We start from the raw sequence: 25,071 nt of genomic DNA, 5'->3' as shown, positions 1-25,071 counted from the left end.
TTGGCTTGGTGTTTTTGGTGTGCCTTTGGTCGAATTGCCCGCACAAAGGCGCTAAAATTGGGGGATTTAGGTGGTCCCTCCACATCTGTTTGGCGGTTTTTGGCTGTTCGGATTTCAACAAATATTGAAACCGCCTATAGTTAAGAGATAACCGAATCATGTTCACGGCGGAGCGTGGGGCGGTCATCGACCTAGTTTGTCAGTAGTTTCGGGTGAGGCCATGTCGAATTCCAGTGCAGCTCAAGAACCCTCTATGGAGGAAATTCTGGCGTCTATTCGTCGCATCATTTCCGACGAGGAAGCTGCCATCAGTCAAGATAGTGCGCCAGAACCTGAAGCAGAGTTGCCCGCGGGCGATACCGAGCTTAGTCAGGATGACTTGGATGCGCTGTTTGACAGCCCAGCCCCGGATCCAGAGCCAGAACCGGAAGAAGACCTCGAAATGGACATGGCTGCGGCCATGGCGGCGGAAGCCGACGAGCCGGAAGAGGAAGAAGAGGTTCTCGAGCTTCAGACCGCTTGGCAGGAGCCAGATCTAGTCGAGCCGCGCGATGACGACCTAATGTTCGCCGAAAAGGAACCGGCTCCTGAGCCTGAAAAACCCGAACCATCTGCACTGGAACAGAAGGTTCAGGAAACGCTGGAGCAGAAGGTGCCGGAGATGCTCAAGGCGAGCATTGAAACCGAACCGACGCCGACAGGGCCGTTGCCAGATGTCGGTCGTGGCTCTCCATTGGTCTCCGATGAGGTTTCATCCATCGTCACCAGTGCGTTTGGCAATCTTACCCATACGGTTTTGTCCAACAATCCACGCACCATGGAAAATGTGGTCGAGGACATGCTGCGGCCGATGCTGAAGGCATGGTTGGATCAGAATTTGCCAATTATGGTCGAGCGGCTTGTCCGTGCCGAGATTGAGCGAGTGTCCAGGGGTGAGCAGCATTTCCGCTGATCACCCGCACCAATCCCTTATGAAATCCTCATATTCGCCACCCGATTGATGCGTTTGCGTTCTTTTTGTGCGTGAAATATGCGTCAGTTGGCGCAAGATTGCGCGCAAGGCCTCTCAAATGGTTGACAGGCCGGGGCGGAATGGGATTTACACCTTACCCGAGACTTTTTTGATCAGGCTTGGCGTGCCATGGCCGGGATCTGACATTTGAGAGACAGGCGAGGGGGACACCCCATTTATGCCTGCGATATGGAAGTATGATGCTGGAGAAAACATTCGATGCGGCGGCGGTTGAGCCGCGCCTTTATGATGCGTGGGAACAATCCGGTGCCTTTAAGGCAGGTGCTGGCAAGAAGGACGGGCAGGACAGCTTCTGCATCGTGATCCCTCCACCGAATGTGACCGGCTCGCTCCATATGGGCCATGCGCTCAACAATACCCTGCAGGATGTGATGATCCGCTACCACCGCATGCATGGAAAGGATGTGCTGTGGCAGCCGGGCATGGACCATGCCGGTATTGCCACGCAGATGGTTGTCGAGCGCCAGTTGGCGGCCAACAAGGAACCGTCCCGCCGGGATATGGGCCGCGAGAAATTTCTCGAGCGCGTCTGGCAATGGAAGGGCGAGTCTGGTGGCACGATCTTCAACCAGCTGCGCCGTCTGGGGGCGACTGCCGACTGGTCGCGTGAGCGTTTCACCATGGATGAAGGTCTGTCAAAGGCCGTTCAGAAGGTCTTTATCGAGCTTTATAATGACGGTCTGATCTATCGCGGCAAGCGACTGGTCAACTGGGACCCGAAATTTGAAACCGCGATTTCCGATCTCGAGGTTGAGAATAAAGAAGTCGACGGCCATATGTGGCACTTCAAATATCCGCTGGCTGGTGGGGAGACCTACACCTACACCGAGAAGGATGAAGACGGAAACATCACCTTCCAGGAAGAGCGCGATTATATTTCGATTGCCACGACCCGTCCGGAAACCATGCTGGGTGACGGTGCGGTTGCGGTTCATCCGTCCGATGAACGCTATGCGCCGATTGTTGGCAAATTCTGTGAAATCCCGGTTGGTCCGAAAGAGCATCGCCGGCTGATCCCGATCATCACCGATGACTATCCTGATCCGGATTTCGGTTCTGGTGCGGTGAAAATCACCGGTGCGCATGATTTCAACGACTATCAGGTTGCGCGTCGCGGCAACATTCCTTGCTACCGCCTTATGGATGTGAAAGCAGCTCTGCGTGCCGATGGCGCGCCTTATGCGGAATGCTCTGCGACGGCTGTTGCGATTGCCAAATCCGGCGACCTGCCGAGCGAGAGCGAAGTTGATGCCATCAACCTTGTGCCGGATGAATATCGCGGTCTGGATCGCTTTGAAGCCCGTAAGCAAATCGTTGCGGCTATCAACGCGGAAGGCCTCTGCGTTTTCACCAAGGATGAAGACGGCAATGACGTGCCTTACGTTGAGAATAAAAAGATCATGCAGCCATTTGGTGACCGCTCCGGCGTTGTCATTGAGCCGATGCTGACTGACCAGTGGTTTGCCGATGCTAAGACCTTGGCCGAGCCTGCCATCGCGTCTGTTCGCGAAGGCCGCACCAAGTTCGTACCGCAAAATTGGGAAAAGACCTATTTCGAGTGGATGGAAAATATCGAGCCATGGTGTATTTCCCGTCAGCTCTGGTGGGGCCATCAGATCCCGGCATGGTACGGCCCGGACGAGTCCGTTTTTGTTGCCTACAGCGAAGAAGAGGCGATGGAGCAGGCCAAGGCGAAGTTCGGCAAAGAGGTTGAACTGACCCGCGACGAAGACGTGCTTGATACATGGTTCTCGTCTGCCTTGTGGCCCTTCTCGACTTTGGGCTGGCCGGACAAAACCCCTGAGCTGGACCGCTATTATCAAACCGACGTGCTGGTCACCGGCTTTGATATCATTTTCTTCTGGGTTGCCCGGATGATGATGATGTCGATGCATTTCATGAAGCAGGAGCCGTTCCACACGGTTTATGTCCATGCCTTGGTGCGTGATGAGCATGGCGCGAAAATGTCCAAGTCCAAGGGCAATGTCATCGATCCGCTGGATCTGGTTGAAGAATATGGCGCGGATGCCGTTCGCTTCACCCTGACGGCGATGGCCGCGCAAGGGCGTGACATCAAGCTCGCCACCAGCCGCGTGGCTGGCTATCGGAACTTTGGTACCAAGCTGTGGAATGCAACCCGCTTCACCCAGATGAATGGTTGCGCCCGCGTCGAAGGGTTCGACCCGAACAGTGTCAAAGAAACCATCAACCGCTGGATCGTCACCGAAGTGGCCAAGACCGCGCAGGAAGTCTCCGACGCGATCGAGACCTATCGCTTCAATGATGCGGCCAACGGGCTTTATCGCTTCGTCTGGAACCTCTATTGCGACTGGTATATCGAGCTGTCCAAGCCCATTTTGCAGGCCGACGGCGAGAGCGATGCCAAGAGTGAGACGCAAGCCTGTGCGGCTTGGGTGCTCGATCAGATCTGCTTGCTGCTGCATCCGTTGATGCCATTCATCACCGAAGAGCTGTGGGCGGAAACCGGCAAGATCGGCCCGGCGCGCGATGGTCTGCTGATCACCGAAAGCTGGCCAAGCTATGACATTGCTGACACGGGTGCGGCCGATGAAATCAACTGGTTGGTTGATATCATCAGCGCGGTTCGTTCGGTGCGCTCGGAAATGAATATTCCACCGTCCAGCCAGTTAAAGTTGGAAATTGTTGGGGCGAGTGACGAGACCAAAGCACGCCTTGCCAATCAGGATGCCGTTCTGAAACGTTTGGCACGTGTTGAAGATATCAAGATCTCTGACGAAGTGCCGCAAGGGGCTGCGCAGGTGGTTGTCAATGAAGCAACCGTCGCTCTGCCACTGGCTGGTGTGATCGATCTGGCCGCTGAAAAGGCCCGTCTGGAAAAGGAAATCGACAAGATCTCCAAAGTCGCGGCTAAGTTCGAGGCCAAACTTGGCAATGAGAAGTTTCTTGCCAATGCGCCGGATCACATCGTTGCCGAGCAGAAGGCCAAGCTGGAAGAGCAGAATGCTCTGAAAGCCAAGGTTCAGGAAGCGCTCGAGCGCATTCTTTCCGCTTTGTAAGTTGATCCCAGAGACTGTTCAAAGCCCCGGTCATTGGTTTGGCCGGGGCTTTTTTTGTTTCTGAAGGCTTTTCTGTTGGCAAGCAAGAAACGGGCTGCCGATGGTGATGGCTGTTCCTAGGATGCAGGACATTGATTGGTATTCAAACGGAGCAAACCATGTCTTTTCAAATTTCCGGGCTGGAGCCTGACCAGTTTTCTCATTTGTTCGGGTTGTCGGATGACGTTCTGAAACAACAAGGGGTCATTCGCTATCAGGTGGAAGAATGCCCAGGCTTTCCGGATCGTGTGGGACTAAGAGACATGGCAATTGGTGAAACGGCCTTGCTGCTCAATTATGAGCATTTGCCCGTCCAATCGCCCTATCGATCCCGTCACGCCATTTTTATCTGTGAGGGACCACAACAGGCCGCCCACTATATCGATCAAGTGCCAGACGTTATGACCCGCCGGGTTATTTCCCTTCGGGCCTTCGATGAAGCGCATCATATTATCCATGCGGATCTTGCCAGTGGTGACGAAATCAGGACCAGTATCGAGGCGTTTCTGGCAGACCCGGCCGTCAGATATATCCACGCTCACTATGCTAAGCCGGGTTGCTTCGCAGCGGAAATATGCAGGGTGCCTTGATCTGGATAGGGGTGGCTTTTGTCCTTATTCGGCAAAGCCATCACTGCACTCGTTGCTTCCTTGATGGTTGTTCCGGGCACTGTCAGCGCAGCTTGACGCCCTTTTCACCGGCGAGATCCTGAATGAACTGCCAGGCGACGCGACCGGAGCGGGAGCCGCGGGTGGTGGCCCATTCCAGAGCTGCGGCGCGCAAGACGCTAGGGTCAACCTCGATGCCATAATCAGCGACATAGCCATTGACCATGGCCAGATAGTCATCCTGCGAGCAGTTGTGGAAGCCGATCCAGAGGCCAAAACGGTCGGACAGGGAGACTTTTTCCTGCACGCTTTCGCCGGGATTGATGGCGGTCGACTTTTCGTTTTCGATCATGTCGCGCGGCATCAGGTGGCGGCGGTTGGATGTGGCATAGAATAGTACATTGTCCGGGCGGCCTTCGATGCCGCCATCAAGCACGGCCTTCAAGGATTTGTAGGCATTCTCGCCGCTGTCAAAGGACAGATCATCACAGAAGAGGATGCAGCGTTCCGTGCGTCCCCGCAGACGGTTCATCAGGATCGGCAGGCTTTCGATGTCCTCGCGGGCAATTTCGATCAGTTTCAGGCGGTCTTCTGTTGCTGTCTGCTCATTCACCGCTGCATGACAGGCCTTGACCAGCGATGATTTCCCCATGCCACGGGCACCCCACAAAAGTGCGTTGTTGGCCGGCAGGCCCTTGGCAAAGCGCCGGGTATTTTCAAGGATGATGTCGCGGTTTCGATCGATTGCCTTGAGCAGACTGATATCCACACGATTGACCTTTGTGACCGGCTGGAGGTAAGCGACCGGGGTCGCGTGCCAAACAAAGGCATCAGCCGCGTTGAGATCCGTTTTCGGTGTCTCTGGCGGCACGGCGCGATCGATTGAGATGTGGATTTTCTTCAGCAGTTTTGCGATTCTTTCGAGCTCACTGGCGGACATGGAAGGAAAGGCTCCGTGATTGGCGTCCCAAGCCGCGGAAAAGGTGGCGAAAAAACGGGAGGAACCGCCTGTTGCCCCTTTCATCTTGTGCAAAGGATCATTATGTCTAGCCCTTGATTAGCAGAGTTGGATACAGCGTTGCAAACCGTTCACGGACACTTTGCAAAGTGTCGTTGGATCGCTATAGTCCGCTCGACCCCATTCCCGACCATAATCATGGTCCAACATATCCACGGAATGTGCCCGATGGGTGGGTACACACCGCAAAGGAGGCCTCTATGGACGCGCAAATTCTGCAACTCCTGCCGTTTGTCCTGATCTTCGTGATCATGTATTTCCTGATCATCCGTCCGCAACGCCAGCAGGTGAAAAAACACGCCGAGATGGTGGCCAATGTGCGCCGTGGCGACACCATCGTGACCGGTGGCGGTCTGGTGGGCAAGATCACCAACGCGACCGAAGGTGACGAAGTCACCGTTGAATTTTCTGAAGGCGTGAAAATCAAAGTTGTTCGCAAGTCGATTGCAGAAGTTCGCTCCAAGACCGAGCCTGCTGGCAAAGCCTGATTGCCTGAGCCTTATTTCATTTCAAGTCGCACCCGGTTCGCGCCGGGTGCTCTGCCTATAATGGTAGGATAGCCGCATGCTACATTTCGCCAAATGGAAAGTGGGTTTGGTCCTGATCACCGTGATCGTGGGCATCCTGTTTTCTCTTCCCAATCTCTTTTCCGAAAAATTCCTCAAAGACACGATGCCAAGCTGGATGCCGTCCGGACAATTGGTTCTTGGTCTTGATCTTCAGGGCGGGGCCCATATCCTGCTGCAAGTTGAGGAAGAGGGTGTCATCAAGGAACGCCTTGAAGTTCTGCGCGGCGATGTCCGCTCCCGGCTCCGTGAAGACAAGATCGGTTATAGAGGTCTCGCAGTCAAAGACGGCGCAGTGCAAGTACGCCTTCGCGAACTTGGCGATCTGGAAGCAGCGCGGACGAAACTTCAAACCCTCGTTCAACCGGTCACCTCGTCAATTCTGTCAGGGGGCGGTGCGATGGAAACCGTTCTTGATGTCAATGAGAATGGTCTGTTCCGCCTCAGCCTGACCGAGGAAGGTATCACGTCGCGCGTCTCGAATGCCGTGGCGCAGTCGATTGAAGTGATCCGCCGACGTGTTGACGAACTGGGTACCACAGAACCTTCCATTCAGCGTGAGGGGAACAACCGCATTCTGGTTCAAGTGCCGGGGCTGCAGGATTCCGATCGCCTGAAGAAAATTCTTGAATCCACCGCCAAGCTGACGTTCCGGATGGTGGATACCTCGATGGCTCCGGAAAATGCGCTGCAAACCCGTCCGCCACTGGACTCGGAAGTGTTGTTCGAAGCGCAAGATCCTCAAAATCCTCTGCCTGCCGACCAACGCACACCTTATCTTGTCAACAAACGGGTGCTGATTTCCGGTGATGAGCTGGATGATGCACAGCCAACCTTTGATCCGCAGACCAACGAACCTGTTGTCTCGTTCCGTTTCAACACGTCGGGTGCAACGAAATTTGCGCGCGTCACGGAGCAGAATGTCGGTCTGCCCTTCGCCATTGTGCTTGACAATGAGGTCATCTCCGCGCCTTCCATTCGCGAACCGATCCGCGGTGGCTCCGGTATCATTTCCGGATCCTTCACCGTGGATAGCGCCAATGATCTGGCGGTGTTGATGCGGGCTGGCGCGTTGCCTGCCGATCTTACCATCATCGAAGAACGCACCGTTGGTCCGGGCCTTGGCAAGGACTCCATTGAGGCAGGCGAAGTTGCCGGTCTTGTCGGGGCTTGTGCCGTCGTGATCTTCATGTTGATCAGCTATGGTTTGTTCGGCGTGTTTGCCAACATTGCTCTGGTGGTCAATGTCGGCATGATCATTGGTGTTCTGTCCGGCCTTGGTGCCACGCTGACCCTGCCGGGTATTGCCGGTATCGTTCTTACTGTGGGTATGGCAGTGGACGCCAACGTGCTGATTTATGAGCGCATTCGCGAAGAAAACAATTTCGGTCGGTCGACCATTGCGGCGATTGATGCCGGTTACAGCCGGGCGCTGGGAACCATTCTTGACGCCAACATCACAACCTTCATCGCGGCGATCATTCTGTTCTCGCTCGGCTCCGGTCCTGTGCGTGGCTTCGCTGTGACCCTCGCTGTCGGTATCGTGACGACCGTCTTCTCCGCTTTCACCTTCAACCGCTTGCTGGTGGCGACATGGGTCAAGGCCCGCCGTCCTGCCAACTTGCCTATTTGATCCAACGGAGAGACTGATATGAAACCGCTTCGTTTTATCCCGGATGGCACCCATATCCCGTTCATGAAAGATCGGTTTTGGAGCTTTCCGCTCTCCGGTTTGCTGGTGATCGCCTCGCTTGCTCTTTACCTGATTTTCAACCTCAATTTCGGCATCGACTTCAGAGGCGGCACGCTGATTGAAGTCAAGACCGCTGAACAGGTGGCCGATGTTGGCGACATGCGCGCCAAACTTGGCACGCTTGGTTTGGGGGACGTGGAAGTACAGGAGTTTGGCGCGCCCGACACGGTCTTGATCCGCGTTCAGACGCAGGATGCCGGTGAAGAAGGCCACGAAAAAGCCCAGCAGAATGTTGTCACGCTGGTCAAGGAAACCCTCGGCAACACGGTGGAATATCGCCGTGTCGAGGTGGTCGGGCCCCGTGTCTCCGGTGAGCTGGCAAGTGCCGGTTCCATTGCCGTGATTTCTGCCCTGTTCGCAGTTCTGGTCTATATCTGGTTCCGCTTTGAGTGGCAGTTCGCGCTTGGGGCCGTGATAGCCACCTCGCACGACGTGATCCTGACCATTGGTATCTTTGCCTTGCTGCAAATGGAGTTCAACCTCTCCACCATCGCAGCGGTTCTGACCATCGTCGGTTACTCACTCAACGATACCGTGGTGGTCTATGACCGTATTCGCGAGAATTTGCGCAAATATAAGAAGAAGCCTCTGACGGAAGTACTGGATCTGTCGATCAACCAGACCCTGTCCCGGACGCTTCTGACCTCGGTGACCACTTTGCTGGCTCTCGGCTCGCTCTATTTCCTCGGCGGTGAAGTGATCCGTTCCTTTACCTTCGCGATGATCTGGGGTGTCTTTGTCGGTACATATTCGTCGATCTTCATCGCCTCTCCGTTGCTCATCTTCCTGAAGCTGCGCTCCGAACAGGTTGCGGTGCCGTCCGAAACGGACGAAGCTGGCAATGTGACGGCCTCTTGATCCGATGATTTTCAACTGGTTGAAGGGCAACAAAGACAAGCCCGATTCCAATCCAAAACCGCGCGCCGGGCAGGGGGACACTCCGCCCGGCGTCGCGCCTCAAGCCGATGGCTTCATCGAGAATGCCGTCGCTCTGGCCGCTGGTATCGAAATGGTCGATGCCTTTTATCCCGGACGAGACCCCATCGACTATTATGGCAATGGTGGCTTTCGCTTCGGCGATATGTCCCATCAAGGTGCCTTGATGGTCCTGCCGAGCGGCACCCGCCGTTGGGACCTGCCTGAGGATGGCCCGTTCAGCCTTGCGAGCTTTGAGCGGATTCTCACAGAGAAAGACGACATCGAGATCCTGCTGATCGGTACGGGACTTAGGCTCACTCCGCTGGACCCCAAAGTTGCAGGGCACTTGCGTGGTGAAGGGCTGAAACTGGATGTGATGGATACGGGTGCGGCTGTGCGCACGCTCAATATCCTGTTGTCCGAAGATCGAGCCGTCGCTGCCGTCCTGTTGCCCGTCGATTGAGCCGGAAGGGTGCTCCAGCATGTCAGACCTGCATGATGCGTTTGCCTTCTGTCAGTCCGAGCTGAAACGTCTTGATTCTGTGCGGTATTTTGCCAGCCTGACAGCGCCTGAGGCTGTTCGCGCTGACTTTCTTGCTTTTCAATGTTTCCTTGCTGATGTCGCCGTGATTCCAACGCGCGTTAGCGAGCCCGCGATGGGAGATATCCGTCTGACATGGTGGCGGGATATTGTCGCTGACGCCACTGTTGATCAGAGCCCTGGAAATGAGGTGGTAAATGTTGGACCCGTCGCCTCGGCCTTACAAGTGGTTCAGCATCGGCATGCATTGCCGATCGACCGTTTGGTTCCGATCATCGAAGCGCGTCGGTTTGATCTCTATAATGACCCGATGCCAGATATGCCGCATTTCGAGACCTATGCGGGAGAAACAGAAGCGTTGGCCCTGATGCTCTCGGCACAGATTCTTTGCAAGGATGTTGCTGATATTTCCGGTTTGTGTGGACATGCCGCGATGGCGATCTGTCTGGCACAGCATCTGTTTGACTGGCCTCAAAATGTGGAGCGGCAAAAACTATTCCTGCCTGCCGATGCTTTTGCCGCCCATGGCTTGGCTCAGGCAGATTTGATTGCCGACAAGTCTAAAGCCAACGTGGCCGCGGCCCTTCTGACCCTTGGGGAGCTGGCTGAAATGCATCATGCCAAGGCAATGGCAGAATTGAAGTTGGTACCCAAGGATGTGCGAAGCCAGATCGCCCCCGCCTTTTTGCGGCTTGCTCCGGCCCGTTTGATGATCCGGATGCGCAAGAAGCACCCCGCAAGGTTGCTTCGTTTGGCGAGGTGGCGCTGTTACGGGGCGATTTGGCGAATGGCAGCTGCTGTCTGATGCGCCCCAAGGCCTGTTGGCTGGCTATGCCTGTTGCAACCAGCCCTTGATGTCTTCCAATGCCCGTTTGGTGAGCGCTTTTTTCTTCGACAACTGCTTTTCTGGCCCCCGCATTTTCGAGCCATCTTCCCGGCGGCGCGAAAATTCCACGGGTGGGAACAGCCCGAAATTGACATTCATCGGCTGGAAAGAGCGCTGACCGCCGTTGGAATCGATCAAATGTCCCCCGGTGATGTGGCCAAGCAACGCACCAAATGCGGTGGTTTCCGGCGGTGGGGCAAGGGTTTGTCCGGCAAGCTCAGCAGCGATGAAGCGACCCGCCAACAGACCAATCGCCGCTGATTCCACATATCCTTCGCAGCCGGTGATCTGACCGGCAAAGCGTAGATGAGGCATCGATTTGAGGCGCAGGCTCTGGTCCAGCAGCTTCGGCGAGTTCAGGAAAGTATTCCTGTGAATGCCGCCAAGGCGCGCAAACTGGGCCTTTTCGAGACCGGGGATCATGCGAAATACGTCTGCTTGTGCGCCATATTTCATTTTGGTCTGGAAGCCGACGATGTTGTAGAGGGTGCCGAGCTTGTTGTCCTGGCGCAATTGCACCACCGCATAGGGATCGGTATCCGGATCATGGGGGTTGGTCAGGCCGACGGGTTTCATCGGACCATAGCGAGGCGTGTCGATGCCGCGCTCGGCCATCACTTCAATCGGCAGGCAGCCGTCGAAATATTTCGCCTTTTCTTCCCATTCCTTGAATTCAGCTTTGTCTGCTTCCAGCATCGCCGCGATGAAGGCCTTGTATTCGGCTTCGTTCATGCCGCAATTGATATAGTCCGCGCCTGTGCCTGACGGGCCGACCTTGTCATAGCGGGACTGGAACCATGCTTTGTCCATATTGATCGAGTCGAAATGGACGATCGGTGCAATGGCATCGTAAAATGCGAGGGATTCCTCGCCTGTTGCCGCCAAGATTGCCTCGGAAAGTGACTTGGAGGTAAGGGGGCCGGTGGCGATCAGGCAAGGGCCCGCCTCAGGATCAGGCAATGCGTCCACTTCGCCACGCACCAAGGTGATTAAAGGATGAGCCGCCAAACGGTCGGTGACCGCTTCGGAAAACGCTTCACGCGCAACTGCCAACGCGCCACCTGCAGGCACGGCATTGGCATCGGCTGCGGAGATGATCAGAGACTGCGCCTCTCGCATTTCCTGATGCAGCAGACCGACCGCGTTGGCCTCATGGTCGTCAGAGCGAAAAGAGTTGGAGCAGACCAGCTCTGCACAGTGATCCGTGACATGGGCATCGGTCGAGCGGACAGGGCGCATTTCCTGCAAGATCACGGGCACGCCTTGATTGGCCAATTGCCAAGCGGCTTCAGAGCCTGCAAGACCGGCGCCGATGATACGAACGGATTTTTTGGTTTGCATGATCTGCCAACACTCCAGATAGATTTGCAAAGCGAGGGAAAGTGGGTTTTCCTATCATCCTTCGGCTCAGAAGCAAAGCCTGACTTGTGCCTTGAGCGCAGAAAGATGGCCCTGTCGTTGGCTCGCAGATCTGCATCATGATGGGCGTCTATTGGAATTTTTCCATTTGGCATTGCCAAGGTGCGGTGATACATGATTAGACGCGACACAGCCTTTCGGAGCCGACTCATTCACATCATGACCCGCATCAAAGCCATTTCTTTTTCTTGCCTAGTCGGCGGATTGTCAGCCTTGCTGGCCGGGTGCCAGACCCAGAGCACCAGTTCTCTGGACGATTGGTCCTCGCGGATGAGCTATCGCGCGCCGAGCAGCAGCCAGATTTACATTTGCCATGCCTTCGGGTGCAAACTGAAGCACAGTTTCAGACCCGGTGAAAAGGATCTGGCAAAGCTCAAGTCCATTCTGGCGCGTGGCAAGGCGAGCCCGGAAGCTGAGCGCGAAGCCATCGGCAAGGCCGTTCAATGGTTCGAGAAGCGGGTTGGGCCGATTGTCGGCTCTGACAAGGATATTGGCGGGCTTGATATGCGCAATTCCGGTGTCGCAGGACAAATGGATTGCATCGATGAAGCCAGCAACACCACGTCTTATCTGACCTATGCCGAGAAAAACGGATTGCTCAAATATCACACCGTGCTTGCACCGGTGGCTCGCGGCTTTTTCCTTGATGGTCGTTATCCTCATGCCACAGCCGTGGTAAAGGACAAGGAAAGCGGAAAAAGGCACGCGGTTGATAGCTGGCGTCACGACAATGGCGTTCTGCCGATCATCAAGCCGTTGGAAGCCTGGTATCGCGAATCCCCGTCCCGACAGGCAAGCTGAGCCGGACTGCATTAATCCCTTCAAAATAACAGAATGCGCATGGATCCTGTCCGGGAGTGTGCTGTTGCGCGCGCTGATTGATGAGACTTGTGTCCGTTTCCGGGGTTTCAGAAAGGCGGAAAGCAAAAAGCCCACCGGGGGAGGAGGTCCGGTGGGCTTATTGAACGTCTCAAAACGGGGAGGAGGTCGTTTTGAAACCATCAGGTTTCTGGGAGGAGGAGGAAACCTGAATTTCTGAAGTGATCTTGTTGATCACTGTTGTTGGAATATTTCTAACAAATCAGAAATGAATGTGCACTGCACAATATTGCATAGCAGTTCTGCATCTCGTGCAAATCTGTAAAATTGTCGCAGTCTAGTTGGGTTTCCCACCTGAGAAATGGTGAGTAGATGTATTTTCTTTGCAATTACAATGGTTTAAAAAATTACCCAAAAGGTCAGGTTTCGACCTTCCAATTAGAGGTATCTACGTAAGTTGGCGCGTAGAGAGCGCTTAGGCCGAAATTTGTGTCGGTGAATACGAGCAAAATAACAGCATTTTCTGCCAAATCTGCCTTGATATTATGCACTGCAACATAAGGCGAGCTAAAGGGTTTGATCTAGTTCAAAGACAACAATTCTGTATATCAATGTGCACAAGCCATGCGTTTTTGAAGCAAAAAGGGCTGGCAATCATGCGATGCCAACCCTGATTCCGTCTTTTCGGCGTCTGTCTTGGAGTGCCTATTTTCGCGCCATGTGGAAAAAGTGGGCGCTGTGGACAGAATTACGGCTTGCTGCGGCGGTCCTGCAGCTCCTTGAGGAAAATGCCGGTATAGCTACGCTCATGCTTGGCAACATCCTCCGGCGTGCCCTGAGCGACAATCTGGCCGCCGCCATCGCCACCTTCAGGGCCAAGGTCGAGAATCCAGTCCGCAGTCTGGATCACTTCGAGATTGTGCTCGATGACAATCACCGTATTGCCCTGATTCACCAACTTGTGCAGCACTTCGAGCAGCTTGGCCACATCGTGGAAATGCAGACCTGTGGTCGGCTCGTCTAGAATATAAAGCGTGCGACCCGTTGAGCGTTTGGATAATTCCTTGGACAATTTCACGCGCTGGGCTTCGCCGCCCGACAAAGTGGTCGCTTGCTGGCCGACCTTGATATAGCCAAGCCCCACTCTTTGCAGGGTGACCATCTTGTCACGCACCGATGGCACCGCGGCAAAGAAGTCGGCGGCTTCATCGACGGTCATTTCCAACACATCGGCGATGGATTTGCCTTTGAATTCCACTTCAAGGGTTTCGCGATTGTAGCGGTGGCCCTTGCAGACGTCACAGGTGACATAGACATCGGGCAGGAAGTGCATTTCGATTTTGATCACCCCGTCGCCCTGACAGGCCTCACAACGACCGCCCTTGACGTTGAAGGAGAAACGACCCGGTGCATAGCCGCGTGCCTTGGCTTCCGGCAGACCGGCGAACCATTCGCGGATCGGGGTAAAGGCCCCGGTATAGGTGGCCGGATTGGAGCGTGGCGTGCGGCCAATCGGTGACTGGTCGATATCGATGATCTTGTCGACATGTTCCAAGCCTTCGATCCGGTCGTGCGGGGATGGCATGGCACGGGCACGATTGAGCTTCATGGCTGCACCCTTGTAAAGGGTATCGATCAGGAAGGTGGACTTGCCGCCACCCGAAACGCCCGTCACACAGGAGAATGTGCCAAGTGGGATCGATGCCGTGACATTTTTGAGGTTGTTGCCGCGGGCATTGACGACCGTGATATTTTTGCCTTTTTTGCCCTTGCGGCGCTCGTGGTCAACGCCAATCACTTCAACGCCGGACAAATACTGGCCGGTCAGCGATGCCGGGTCATTCTTGATATGGTCTGGGGTGCCTTGTGAGACAATCCGTCCCCCATGGATGCCTGCACCGGGGCCGACATCGATGACATGGTCTGCGGTTAGGATCGCGTCTTCATCATGTTCGACCACGATGACGGTGTTGCCCAGATTGCGCAGATGTTTGAGGGTTTCGAGCAAGCGGGCATTGTCGCGCTGATGCAGGCCGATGGAAGGTTCGTCGAGCACATAAAGCACACCGGTCAGGCCGGAGCCTATTTGCGAGGCGAGTCGGATGCGCTGGCTTTCGCCGCCCGACAAGGTGCCGGAATTGCGCGACAGGGTCAGATATTCCAGCCCCACATCATTCAGGAAGGTCAGGCGCTCACGGATTTCTTTGAGAATCCGCTCGGCAATTTCCATTTGTTTGGGCGTCAAGCTGTCCGGCAGGTCGCGCACCCAGTGAGCGGCAGCGCGGATCGACAGGCTGGAGACTTCAGAAATATGCTTATTGTCGAGCTTGACCGCCAAGGCCTCGGGCTTCAGGCGGTGGCCATCACAGGCCGAGCAGGGGTGGCTTGACTGGTATTTGCCGATCTCCTCGCGCGCCCAGTTGCTTTCGGTTTCGCGGAAGCGGCGCTCGAGATTGGGAATGACCCCCTCGAATGGTTTTTGCGATTTGTAGGAGCGGGCACCGTCGTCATAGACGAACTGAACCTTTTCCTCGCCCGTGCCATACAGAAGCACTTCCTGTGCCTTGAAGGGCAATTCGATCCACGGCACGGTCAGCTTGAAGTCATAATGCTTGGCAAGGGCGTCCAGTGTCTGGCGATAGAATGGCGAGGTGCCTTTGGCCCATGGCGCAATGGCCCCATCCTTGAGACTGAGTGAGGTGTCTGGGACGACAAGATCGGGACTGATCTGCAATTCACTGCCCAGACCATCGCAGGTCGGGCAGGCACCAAAGGGATTGTTGAACGAGAAAAGCCGTGGTTCAATTTCCGGAATTGTGAAGCCGGAGACCGGGCAGGCGAATTTTTCCGAGAAGGTGATGCGTTTTGGTTCTCCCTTATCGTCCTTCTCGTCAACCAGTTCGACAATCGCCAGACCGTCGGCCAGCTCCAGAGACAATTCGAGGGAGTCGGCAAGGCGCTTTTCAATGCCTTCTTTGACCACCATGCGGTGAACCACGACCTCAATATTATGCTTGAACTTCTTATCCAGTGTCGGCAGGTCACCATCGTCATACATCTGCCCATCGATGCGGAAGCGGGTGAGGCCGCGTTTGACCAGTTCGGCCAGCTCCTTGCGGAACTCTCCCTTGCGGCCACGCACAATCGGAGCGAGCAGAAGAAAGCGCGATTTGACCGGTAGATCCATCACCCGGTCGACCATCTGGCTGACGGTCTGGCTCTCAATCGGCAGTCCCGTGGCTGGTGAATAGGGAATGCCGACGCGGGCAAACAACAGACGCATATAGTCGTAGATCTCGGTCACCGTACCGACGGTGGAGCGCGGGTTGCGTGACGTGGTCTTCTGCTCGATGGAAATGGCGGGCGACAGGCCGTCAATCTGGTCGACATCCGGCTTCTGCATCATTTCAAGGAACTGCCGAGCATAGGCGGAGAGCGATTCCACGTAACGCCGTTGGCCTTCCGCATAGATGGTGTCAAAGGCAAGCGAACTCTTGCCCGAACCAGACAGGCCGGTCATGACGATCAGCTGATCGCGCGGAATGTCCAGATCGACATTCTTGAGGTTATGTTCCCGCGCGCCGCGAATCGAAATCATTTTCTGGGATGAAACCTGGGAGGGAGCAACGGATTTCTCGTTATCCTTGTACATGACAGACCTTTTCGGGACGGATCGCTTTGTATTCCAATGGGCTTTGTGGGCACAATCGCTGAAGTCGTTGGTACGTGTGACGAAGCGCAAAGGATCATTCCTCTGGGAAAGTCCTGATGACGCCTTCACAGCTTCCAATAGTGCTTTGTCAAACCTATGGCAATCACGCGGTTTGAGTGATTCAATTTTTGGTCATATTAGCGAGACAAATTTAAAATGTACACATTTTGTTCTATGGTGTGAATCGTTTAAAATATGGCATCAGGCATCGATATCGAAGCCGGAATGACGAGGTTTTCAGTCCATTTTGCGGGATTGTCGGGGATTGAAGCAAGAGAGGATGGAACTGATCTTAGTTCTTGCCTATGCTGGCGAACAATTCAATCCCGTTACAAACGGGCCGGAAAGATCAGATATAAAAAGGACAATCGAATGGCCGGTAGTGTGAACAAAGTCATCCTCGTGGGCAATTTGGGCAATGACCCGGATATTCGCCGCACGCAGGACGGCCGCCCCATCGCCAATCTCTCGGTCGCCACTTCCGAAAGCTGGAAGGATCGCAACACCGGCGAGCGTCGCGAAAAAACCGAATGGCACCGGGTGGTCATTTTCAATGAAGGTTTGTGCCGTATTGCCGAGCAGTATCTGCGCAAGGGGTCGAAAGTGTATCTGGAAGGCCAGCTGCAGACCCGTAAATGGCAGGATCAGAATGGTCAGGATCGCTATTCGACCGAAGTGGTTCTACAGGGCTTCAACGGCAATCTGACCATGCTGGACAATCGCGGTGAAGGCGGCGGTGGTGGCAACTTTGGTGGTCAGCAAGGCGGCGATTTTGGCGGTCCCGGCGGCAATTTCGGTGGTCAGCAGGGGGGCGACTTTGGTGGTCAGCGTGGTGGACCACAGCAGAGCAGCCCACAGGCAAGCAACTTCCGCGACGATCTGGACGACGATATTCCATTTTGACCGATCGGATCTTGTCGATGCGATGCAAAACCCGGCTTTGGCCGGGTTTTCTTATGTCTGGCCTTGCCTGACCTATTGCTGCTGGTATTCGAAGTCACGGAGATCTTCGAAATCCAGCGCCATTCCAGACAGGCACAGATCGTCATATCTTGAGCCCGGATAGATAGTCTCGATATAGACCCGCAGGGTTTGCACATCGTGCCAACCACCAAGATAGACTTCCTGCACGCCGGGGCGATCGTCCAGTCGATGAGAGAAGCGTGCCCCTTGGTCGGTTTCGATCGTTATGTCCCGCGCCCGGGCATTCTCTCGATAACTTTTGGTGCTTTTCTGATAGCCATTCAGGAACATTATCTTGCGAATGCGGGTGCCGGGGCGCACCTGTAGGGCAATCCATTCGCCTTCGCCCGAGCCATAGGCACCTTCGCACCAGGCCCGGTGTGCCTTTGATAGGCCCCAACCTTCAAGGTTGCCCGGTCGGTAGGTGGCGACCCGCGAGTTGGGGAGGATGGAGCTGGCGCAATAGGTGACATCGTCGACCAGTTCGGTGCCATAATGGATGCGGTCACAGTTGCCCGCTTCTGCCGACATGGTGAAGCCAAGCAGAGGAATGAGGCAGGCAAGGGGACGGCTGGCGTTCCAGATGTGCGGCAAAGATGAAGGGAATAAGCGCATGTGGCCCTCCTGATTGGATGTGCTTTACCCATTTTGCGCCGAGGACGGGCAAAACAAAAGCCCCGCACATGTAGCAGTGCGGGGCTTTTTGAAGAATCAAGAGGAGCGTTGCCTAGGTGCTGGTCAGGCTTGCTCATTCATCGTCTGGGCAACGGAAAGATGGTCTTTGTAGGACTGGGCTTCAATGAAAATCCGATGGATGCTGTCAAAGCGGTCCCTGATCTGGGTTTCAAGGTCAGCGATGACCTTCTCCAACTCACCCACCATCAGATCATTGCGGAAATCGAGGCTGAGGGTCAACAAAACCTCGTTGGGGCCGCGATGCAGTGTGCGCAATTCATTGACGGTCGTCACTGCCGGGTGACTGGCCACCACGCTGGCGATCTCGCTCTCCAACTCGTCTGACGCAGCTTCCCCGATCAGTAGCCCCTTGGTTTCATAGGCGAGCAGGAAGGCTGTTGTCGCCAAAATGATGCCGATGACAATGGAGGCAGCACCATCCATCCACGGAATGTGGAAATAGTAAGCGATGGCGATGCCTATGCCTGCGACAACCAGCCCCAGCATGGCCGCTGAGTCTTCAAACAGGACAGTGAAAACGGTAGGATCCTTAGAGTCCTTGACCGCAGCCACCCAGCCTTTCTTGCCTTTTGTGCTGCTGAATTCCTTGAATGCCACCATCCAGGCCCAGCCCTCAAAGCAGATGGCAAGGCCAAGCACCACGAAGTTGATGGTCGGATCGGCGATCTCGGAGGGCTCAAGCACCTTGTGAATGCCTTCATAAATGGAGAGACCTGCGCCAACAGCAAAGATCAACAAAGCCACGACAAAGGCCCAGAAATAGAGCTCTGACCCATAGCCGAACGGATGCTTCTTGTCTGCGGGTTGGGCGGCCCGACGGATGCCATAGAGCAGCAGGCCCTGATTGCCAGTATCCACCAGTGAGTGGATGCCTTCTGCCATCATGGCTGATGAGCCGGTGATGGATGACGCGATGAATTTGGTTACGGCAATCAGCGCGTTGCCTGCCAATGCGGCATAAATGACCTTTTTGGACCCAGCAGCCAAGTCTCTTCTCCTCTTTCTGTCGCCCCGGAACAGAGTGATGTTTGATTCCTATCTGATGGGCGCGCAGAAGAAAATAGCGAATTGCGATGTCTGGCCTTTGACAAAGCAAATAGTTTCTTATATTCGTAAATACTAATATAATTCACTCAGGCAGGATCATGAGAACCATGCGCACCATTTCAAACCCACTCTTCAACCCTTTCAGGGCTTCTTTGCATGTCGCAAGCCTGATGAGCCTGCTTTTGGCGGTGACTGCCGCGCAAGCGGAGGGGTTTGTCGTCAAGGCAATGACCATTGCAGACAAAAAGGCGGTCTTCGCGACCGTTGAAAGCACCGATGCGATTGCGGCGCGGGTGCGCATTTCCGGAACGGTGACCGAGTTGAGTGCGACCGAGGGCGATCTTGTGCAAGAAGGTGCCGTCATCGCTTTGGTCAAGGACCCAAAGCTTGATCTGCAGATTGAGGCCATCGAGGCGCAGATCCGCGCTGCGGAACGGGAGATTGCCAATCTCAAGACAGAGTTGGAGCGGACACAGGCTCTGTTCCAGCGCGGGTCAACCACCAAGGCACGGCTCGATCAGATCAACACCCAATATGACGTTGCAAAAAGCAAGCTTGAGGCTTCTGAGGCCGAGAAGGCCGTGATTGTGCGTCAGCTGGAAGAGGGCGCCGTTTTGGCGCCACAGACGGGTCGGGTGCTGGATGTGCCGATCACGGTCGGGTCGGTCGTGATGCCCGGAGAGGCTGTCGCCACCATTGCCAAGGAACATTATATATTGCGCCTTTCGCTGCCAGAGCGCCATGCGCGTTTCTTGCATAAGGGCGATAGCGTTGCGCTCGCGGCCCGAGGGCAGGATTGCGCCAAAGGCTGTGATCGGACTGGAACAATCGTCAAGGTGTACCCGCAAATCGCCAATGGTCGTGTGCTTGCCGATGCAACGGTTCCGGATTTGGGCGACTATTTTGTCGGAGAGCGCATTCAGGTGCGCGTCAGTGCCGGGGAACGATCCGCCTTGCTGGTGCCTGAAGATCTGGTTTTCACGCGCTTTGGGGTTGATTTTGTCACGTCCAGACTGGCCGATGACAAAACAGCTGACATCGCCGTGCAAGTGGGGCGCAGTCACCGCAAACAGAGCGGTCTGATGGTCGAAATTCTCTCTGGCATTGAGGCTGGTGACATTCTGATCCAGCCGCAAGGGGGCGAGCATGGACAAAAATAAATCCCCAAAAAAACTGGGCCTCGGCCTGTCGGGTGGATTGGCCAAAAGCTTCATTCGCTCGCCATTGACGCCCCTTTTGCTGATCACCTCTTTTGCGCTGGGTCTGGTGGCCCTGATGGCCTTGCCGCGCGAGGAAGAGCCGCAGATTTCTGTGCCGATGGTCGATATTCATGTCCGGGCAGACGGTTTGAAGGCAGATGATGCGGTCAAGCTCATTACCGAGCCGCTGGAGACCATCGTCAAGAGCATTGATGGTGTCGAGCATGTCTATTCCAACAGCTATGACGATCAGGTGGTGGTCACGGCGCGTTTTCTGGTTGGCACCAGCTCGGACGCCGCTATTTTGCGGGTGCATGACAAGATCCGCGCCAATCTCTCGGCCATTCCTGTCGGTATCCCCGAGCCATTGGTTGTGGGGCGCGGCATCGATGATGTGGCGATCAACGTCCTGACCCTGTCGCCGGACCGCTCGGTTGCCGACCGTTGGACCGATGCTGCCCTTTATAACATTGCAGATGAATTGAGAGTGGAGCTGTCCAAGCTCGAGGATATTGGCCTTACCTATCTGGTGGGGGGGCAGACAGACCAGATCCGTATCGAACCGGACCCGGAAAAACTGGCCCTTTACGGCCTGACCTTGCAGCAATTGGTGGGCAAGGTGCAGTCTGCCAACAGCTCCTTCATGACCGGTGCGTTGCGTGAACAGAACCGGTCCTTGCCGGTGGCGGTCGGGCAGACCTTGCAGAGCGCTTCCGAGATTGGATTGCTGTTGCTGACCAGCCGCGACGGGCGTCCGGTCTATGTGCAGGATGTAGCGCGGATTGTGGTTGGCCAGAGCCAGAAGGATCACCGGGTTTGGAACCTGACGCGCAACGAGGAGGGTGGCTTTGAGCGGTTGCCCGCCGTGTCGTTGGCCATTGCCAAGCGCAAGGGAGCGAATGCAGTCAATATTTCCCATGCCATCCTGCAGCGTGTCGAGCAATTGAAGGGGCAATTGATCCCGCAGGACATCCGTGTCGATGTCACCCGCAATTATGGCGATACGGCCAATGAGAAAGCCAATGAGCTGCTCTATCATCTGGGACTGGCGACCATTTCGATTGTCATTCTGGTCGGCGTTGCCATCGGGGTGCGCGAAGGTCTGGTGGTGCTGATCGTCATCCCAACGACCATTCTGCTCACCTTGGCTGCCGCCTATTTGATGGGCTATACGATCAACCGGGTGTCGTTGTTCGCGTTGATCTTTGCTATCGGCATTCTGGTCGATGATGCCATTGTGATGATCGAGAATATCGCGCGGCACTGGGCGATGAAGGATGGTCGCTCCAAGATCGAGGCGGCGATTGAAGGGGTGGCTGAGGTTGGCAATCCGACAGTCATTGCCACCCTGACCGTGGTGGCTGCTTTGTTGCCGATGATGTTTGTCTCCGGGCTGATGGGGCCTTATATGAGCCCAATCCCGGCGGTGGCTTCTGCGGCGATGGTGTTATCTTTCTTTGTTGCGGTGATGCTGACGCCTTGGCTGATGAATCTCATCGGCAAACCCGGCCATAGTGAAGCGGCTGACGGCGGTATTTTGGGGCGCAGCTATCGCCTCGTGGCGACACCGATCCTGTCAGGCCGCGGGCGGGCTTGGATTTTCTTGCTGTTGGTTGGGGTGGCGACCATTGCTTCGACCCTGCTGATTTATTCCAAGGATGTGACGGTCAAGCTGTTGCCGTTTGACAATAAATCGGAATTGCAGGTGATAGCAGATTTGCCCGAAGGCTCCAGTCTGGAGGCTACCGATCGATTGTTGGCGGCAGCGGCTGATCGTCTCAAAGGCATCGCTGAAATCACCTCGATCCAGTCCCATGCAGGGACGGCTGCACCTTTTGGTTTCAACGGCTTGGTACGGCACTATTTCTTCCGCACCAATCCGGAGCAGGGGGATTTGCAGATCAATCTGGTGAATAAGGAGGATCGTGACCGGACCAGCCATGCGGTGGCGTTGGAAGTCCGCGACCTGATCGCTGATGTGCCACAGCCGGAAGGCACGGTTTTGAAGGTGGTTGAAGTGCCGCCCGGACCGCCTGTTCTCTCGACGCTTCTGGCGGAAATCTATGGTCCGGACCCGGAAACCCGCCGTGCGGTGGCATCAGAATTGCGCAAGCTGTTTGACGCCGTATCCTTCATTGTCGATGTCGATGACAGTTTCGGTGTCCCGACGACACGCGCGCGCATTCGCATCGATCAAGACAATCTGGAATATCATCGGGTCGAGCAGGGAGATGTCTATCAGACCATTCGCTACTATCTGAATGGGCAGGTGGTTGGTTATTCCCACAAAGGGGGCGGGCGTCGTCCGGTTGCGATTGCCGTCAAGCCCAATCGGTCCGATCTGACGATTTCCGAGCGCTTGCTCACCATCCCGGTGCCGCAGAATGCCATACCGGGCGAACGTGGTGTGATCGAACTTGGGGATGTGGTGCGGATCGAGCGGGAGCAGGCGAGTTTTCCGATCTTCCGGCATAATGGCCGCGCGGCAGAAATGGTGATGGCCGACCTTGCCGGGGATTTTGAAGCCCCGATCTATGGCATGCTGGCGGTGCAGGAGAAGATCGATGCCCATGATTGGGGCGATCTGCCTAAGCCGCAGATCTTGCTCAATGGTCAGCCAAAGGATGAATCTGTCACATCGATCCTGTGGGACGGGGAATGGGAAGTGACCTGGATCACGTTCCGCGATATGGGGGCAGCCTTTGCCATCGCCATTCTGGGTATTTATGCCTTGGTGGTGGCCCAGTTCCACTCCTTCCGGGTGCCTTTGGTGGTGTTGACGCCGATCCCGCTGACCCTCATCGGAATCATGCTTGGTCATTGGTTGTTTGATGCTGCCTTCACGGCGACCTCGATGATCGGCTTCATCGCTCTGGCCGGGATCATCGTGCGCAACTCAATCTTGCTGGTTGATTTTGTTGGTCATGAAAAAGGATCCGGGCGACCGCTGAAGGATGTGTTGCTGGAGGCGGGGGCCATCCGCTTCAAGCCGATCATGCTAACGGCGCTGGCTGCGATGATCGGGGCTGCGGTGATTTTGGCGGACCCGATCTTTCAGGGGCTGGCCATCTCGCTGTTGTTCGGGTTGGCTTCCTCGACGCTGCTGACGGTGCTGGTGATTCCGGCGATCTATGTGGCGCTCAAAGGGGTCGATAAGCCGATGTAGGCTGGTCTCTTCTGATATGAAACAAAAAGGCCCGATCACAGGATCGGGCCTTTTTGGTTTGCGGGATCGTATCGGTTTGCGGTTCAGTGCCAGAACATCTTGGCCTTGTCGAATTGTTTCCAGCGTTTCTTTGCCTTGTGCCAAGCGTGATCGGCTTCGGTTTGATGCGTTTCAAGCACATGGGCGACGATGGCTGCATCGCTCTCGTCGCTGCCGCCTGCCAATTGGGTGACGGCACCAAGCTTTTCCGCCATTTCCACGTCATTGATGTAGCCAAAGATTTTCTGCAACGCCTTCAGACGCTTGTTGAAGGCGTTGGTTTTATCGGTGTCATAGAGGGTGGCGAAGAGCTGTCCCTGATAGCGCAGCGTCTTGAGGCGCTTGCGCATGGCATGGCGTTCATCCGGGGTGAGTTTCGTCAGATGGTCACCATGACGTTTGGCTTGCCCGAGGGATTTGTCCAGTGCCTTGGCCGCCAACCCGTCGATGGGTGCTTTCCTGTCTGGTTTGGAGACATATTTGCGCCAGGCTTTCTGTCGGGTGAAAAGTGCCAACTCGATTTGGAAGGAGGCGTGGGACCATTGTTCCAGCTCTTCGAGCACATGCCTGCGGACCATGTCGCGATAGCGCTTGAGCCGGCCGGTCAGGATGCGTTGCTCGTTGCTCAAATCCCCGTCAGTTTGCGCGACGACGGGCAAATAGATGTCTTCGACCAGCACATCCATGTCGCGCAGTTGTCCCACATGCCGCGACAGAGTGCGTGCCTTCTTGTCGAGGGCACGCAGCGGCGGGCCGTCGATCACCGGGCGAAAGGCTCGTAACAGGCTGCGAAGCAGGCGCAGATTGATCCGCAGTTGATGCGGTCCTTCTGGATTGGGGCTTTGCGTCATGACGTGCCAATTGTGCAGGATCGCTGCAACAATGGGGTCCATTTGCTGGATGAATGTCTGCTCGATGCTTTGGCCTGTTGTGAGAGCGGGCAAGCTGACAGGTTTGGGTTTGGGCGGTTTGGCGCTCTCCGCTCCGATCAGGACGTAACCAAGGGTGGCTTTGTTGCGACTGGCCAGACGACAATGCTGACCTTCGAACAGCGCCCCGGCCAAATCGAGCAGGTCGGCAACATTTCCATATTTGAGTTCCAGTTCCGCTTCGCCGATGGGTTGGAGGCCCTTGTCGCTGAAGACATGCCCCATATCGATGGCCAACTCGACGCAGCCACCATTGGCCGTGTGCAAATCAAAGCTGGTGCGCTCAACAACGGTTTCGAAGATGGGCAAGACCAGCGCGCCGTTGGTTGCGTCTTGGACCTTGGCACGCAAGCTGCCGTCGAGGATCTGGTCCAGCTGCGGCTTGGGTCCGGCAATCTCTGTTTCGCTTTCCTGCGGGTTCGACACACCGCCCTGAACCTTGGTCTTGGCCTTGATGGTCTGGATCCAGCAGCCATCATCATCGCGCACCCGCAGCGCGATGCCTGCTTTCCGCAGGGCATGATCGGCTGTATCGAAATAGATGGAGCGCAACCGCCGTTGGGCCGGAAGGGCGTCGCCGCCCGCACGCGCTTCGGCTTTTGCTTGCAGAGCACGAAGCTCGCCGACATCCATCTGGATTTTCAGCTCGAGCTCTTCGGCTGTCTTGTTACTCATACGCATG

Annotated in this window: 18 protein-coding genes; 12 read left to right on the top strand and 6 right to left on the bottom strand. The window is 55.6% G+C overall.

Annotation, left to right across the window (positions count from 1 at the left end; genetic code table 11):
- Positions 1 to 220 precede the first annotated feature (220 nt).
- The 3 genes from DSD30_RS06235 to DSD30_RS06225 all read left to right on the top strand — a co-directional run bounded on the left by DSD30_RS06235 (position 221) and on the right by DSD30_RS06225 (position 4,700).
- A complete protein-coding gene (locus DSD30_RS06235; RefSeq protein WP_114008771.1) occupies positions 221 to 952 on the top strand; it encodes a PopZ family protein in 732 nt (243 codons plus the stop codon).
- Between the two features lie 260 nt (positions 953 to 1,212).
- A complete protein-coding gene (locus tag DSD30_RS06230; protein WP_114009631.1) occupies positions 1,213 to 4,071 on the top strand; it encodes a valine--tRNA ligase in 2,859 nt (952 codons plus the stop codon).
- A gap of 158 nt (positions 4,072 to 4,229) precedes the next feature.
- A complete protein-coding gene (locus tag DSD30_RS06225) occupies positions 4,230 to 4,700 on the top strand; it encodes a DUF1203 domain-containing protein (protein ID WP_114008770.1) in 471 nt (156 codons plus the stop codon).
- A gap of 82 nt (positions 4,701 to 4,782) precedes the next feature.
- On the opposite strand, the gene DSD30_RS06220 is transcribed toward DSD30_RS06225, so the two are convergent.
- Positions 4,783 to 5,658, bottom strand: a complete 876-nt coding sequence (locus tag DSD30_RS06220; RefSeq protein ID WP_114009630.1) for an ATP-binding protein — start codon at positions 5,656 to 5,658, stop codon at positions 4,783 to 4,785.
- Positions 5,659 to 5,936: 278 nt separating this feature from the next.
- On the opposite strand from DSD30_RS06220, the gene yajC reads away from it, so the two are divergent.
- The 5 genes from yajC (at position 5,937) to DSD30_RS06200 (ending at position 10,319) form a co-directional block, all read left to right on the top strand.
- Positions 5,937 to 6,224 (top strand): preprotein translocase subunit YajC, encoded by a 288-nt coding sequence (gene yajC / locus DSD30_RS06215; protein ID WP_114008769.1) that lies wholly within the window; start codon positions 5,937 to 5,939, stop codon positions 6,222 to 6,224.
- Between the two features lie 76 nt (positions 6,225 to 6,300).
- On the top strand, positions 6,301 to 7,935 hold the full coding sequence (secD, locus tag DSD30_RS21850) for a protein translocase subunit SecD (RefSeq protein ID WP_138147735.1): 1,635 nt from the start codon (positions 6,301 to 6,303) through the stop codon (positions 7,933 to 7,935).
- Positions 7,936 to 7,953: 18 nt separating this feature from the next.
- The gene (secF, locus tag DSD30_RS21845; protein WP_245418388.1) at positions 7,954 to 8,913 is read left to right on the top strand and encodes a protein translocase subunit SecF; all 960 of its coding nucleotides are present in this window, start codon (positions 7,954 to 7,956) and stop codon (positions 8,911 to 8,913) included.
- A 133-nt stretch (positions 8,914 to 9,046) separates the two neighbouring features.
- Complete coding sequence (locus DSD30_RS06205; RefSeq protein ID WP_114009629.1) at positions 9,047 to 9,436, top strand: Mth938-like domain-containing protein; 390 nt, start codon at positions 9,047 to 9,049, stop codon at positions 9,434 to 9,436.
- 19 nt (positions 9,437 to 9,455) lie between these two features.
- A complete protein-coding gene (locus tag DSD30_RS06200; protein ID WP_114008768.1) occupies positions 9,456 to 10,319 on the top strand; it encodes a phytoene/squalene synthase family protein in 864 nt (287 codons plus the stop codon).
- 24 nt (positions 10,320 to 10,343) lie between these two features.
- On the opposite strand, the gene trmFO is transcribed toward DSD30_RS06200, so the two are convergent.
- Positions 10,344 to 11,741 (bottom strand): methylenetetrahydrofolate--tRNA-(uracil(54)-C(5))-methyltransferase (FADH(2)-oxidizing) TrmFO, encoded by a 1,398-nt coding sequence (trmFO, locus tag DSD30_RS06195; RefSeq protein ID WP_114009628.1) that lies wholly within the window; start codon positions 11,739 to 11,741, stop codon positions 10,344 to 10,346.
- A gap of 192 nt (positions 11,742 to 11,933) precedes the next feature.
- Here trmFO and DSD30_RS06190 point away from each other — a divergent pair, with 192 nt between their 5' ends.
- Positions 11,934 to 12,620, top strand: a complete 687-nt coding sequence (locus DSD30_RS06190; RefSeq protein ID WP_198662858.1) for a hypothetical protein — start codon at positions 11,934 to 11,936, stop codon at positions 12,618 to 12,620.
- 766 nt (positions 12,621 to 13,386) lie between these two features.
- Here the strand turns inward: DSD30_RS06190 and uvrA are convergent.
- Positions 13,387 to 16,290, bottom strand: coding sequence for an excinuclease ABC subunit UvrA (uvrA, locus tag DSD30_RS06185; protein WP_114008767.1), 2,904 nt, complete (start codon positions 16,288 to 16,290; stop codon positions 13,387 to 13,389).
- A 432-nt stretch (positions 16,291 to 16,722) separates the two neighbouring features.
- Between uvrA and DSD30_RS06180 the strand changes: the two genes are divergently transcribed.
- Positions 16,723 to 17,253, top strand: coding sequence for a single-stranded DNA-binding protein (locus DSD30_RS06180; protein WP_114008766.1), 531 nt, complete (start codon positions 16,723 to 16,725; stop codon positions 17,251 to 17,253).
- Between the two features lie 72 nt (positions 17,254 to 17,325).
- Here the strand turns inward: DSD30_RS06180 and DSD30_RS06175 are convergent, their stop codons facing one another.
- Complete coding sequence (locus DSD30_RS06175; protein WP_114008765.1) at positions 17,326 to 17,928, bottom strand: NADase-type glycan-binding domain-containing protein; 603 nt, start codon at positions 17,926 to 17,928, stop codon at positions 17,326 to 17,328.
- Positions 17,929 to 18,051: 123 nt separating this feature from the next.
- Positions 18,052 to 18,996, bottom strand: a complete 945-nt coding sequence (locus tag DSD30_RS06170; RefSeq protein WP_114008764.1) for a cation diffusion facilitator family transporter — start codon at positions 18,994 to 18,996, stop codon at positions 18,052 to 18,054.
- Positions 18,997 to 19,163: 167 nt separating this feature from the next.
- Between DSD30_RS06170 and DSD30_RS06165 the strand changes: the two genes are divergently transcribed.
- Together DSD30_RS06165 and DSD30_RS06160 are read left to right on the top strand one after the other, a co-directional pair.
- A complete protein-coding gene (locus DSD30_RS06165) occupies positions 19,164 to 20,216 on the top strand; it encodes an efflux RND transporter periplasmic adaptor subunit (RefSeq protein ID WP_198662857.1) in 1,053 nt (350 codons plus the stop codon).
- Complete coding sequence (locus DSD30_RS06160; protein WP_245418387.1) at positions 20,203 to 23,421, top strand: efflux RND transporter permease subunit; 3,219 nt, start codon at positions 20,203 to 20,205, stop codon at positions 23,419 to 23,421. The genes DSD30_RS06165 and DSD30_RS06160 overlap by 14 nt, the downstream gene beginning before the upstream one ends.
- 83 nt (positions 23,422 to 23,504) lie before the next feature.
- Here DSD30_RS06160 and DSD30_RS06155 read toward each other — a convergent pair whose 3' ends face one another.
- Positions 23,505 to 25,064, bottom strand: coding sequence for a CYTH and CHAD domain-containing protein (locus DSD30_RS06155; protein WP_198662856.1), 1,560 nt, complete (start codon positions 25,062 to 25,064; stop codon positions 23,505 to 23,507).
- Positions 25,065 to 25,071: the final 7 nt, after the last annotated feature.

This window comes from Cohaesibacter intestini (assembly GCF_003324485.1).
GTDB lineage: Bacteria > Pseudomonadota > Alphaproteobacteria > Rhizobiales > Cohaesibacteraceae > Cohaesibacter > Cohaesibacter intestini.
Note: the sequence above shows the minus strand (reverse complement) of the source record. Positions and strands in the feature narration are given on the sequence as shown.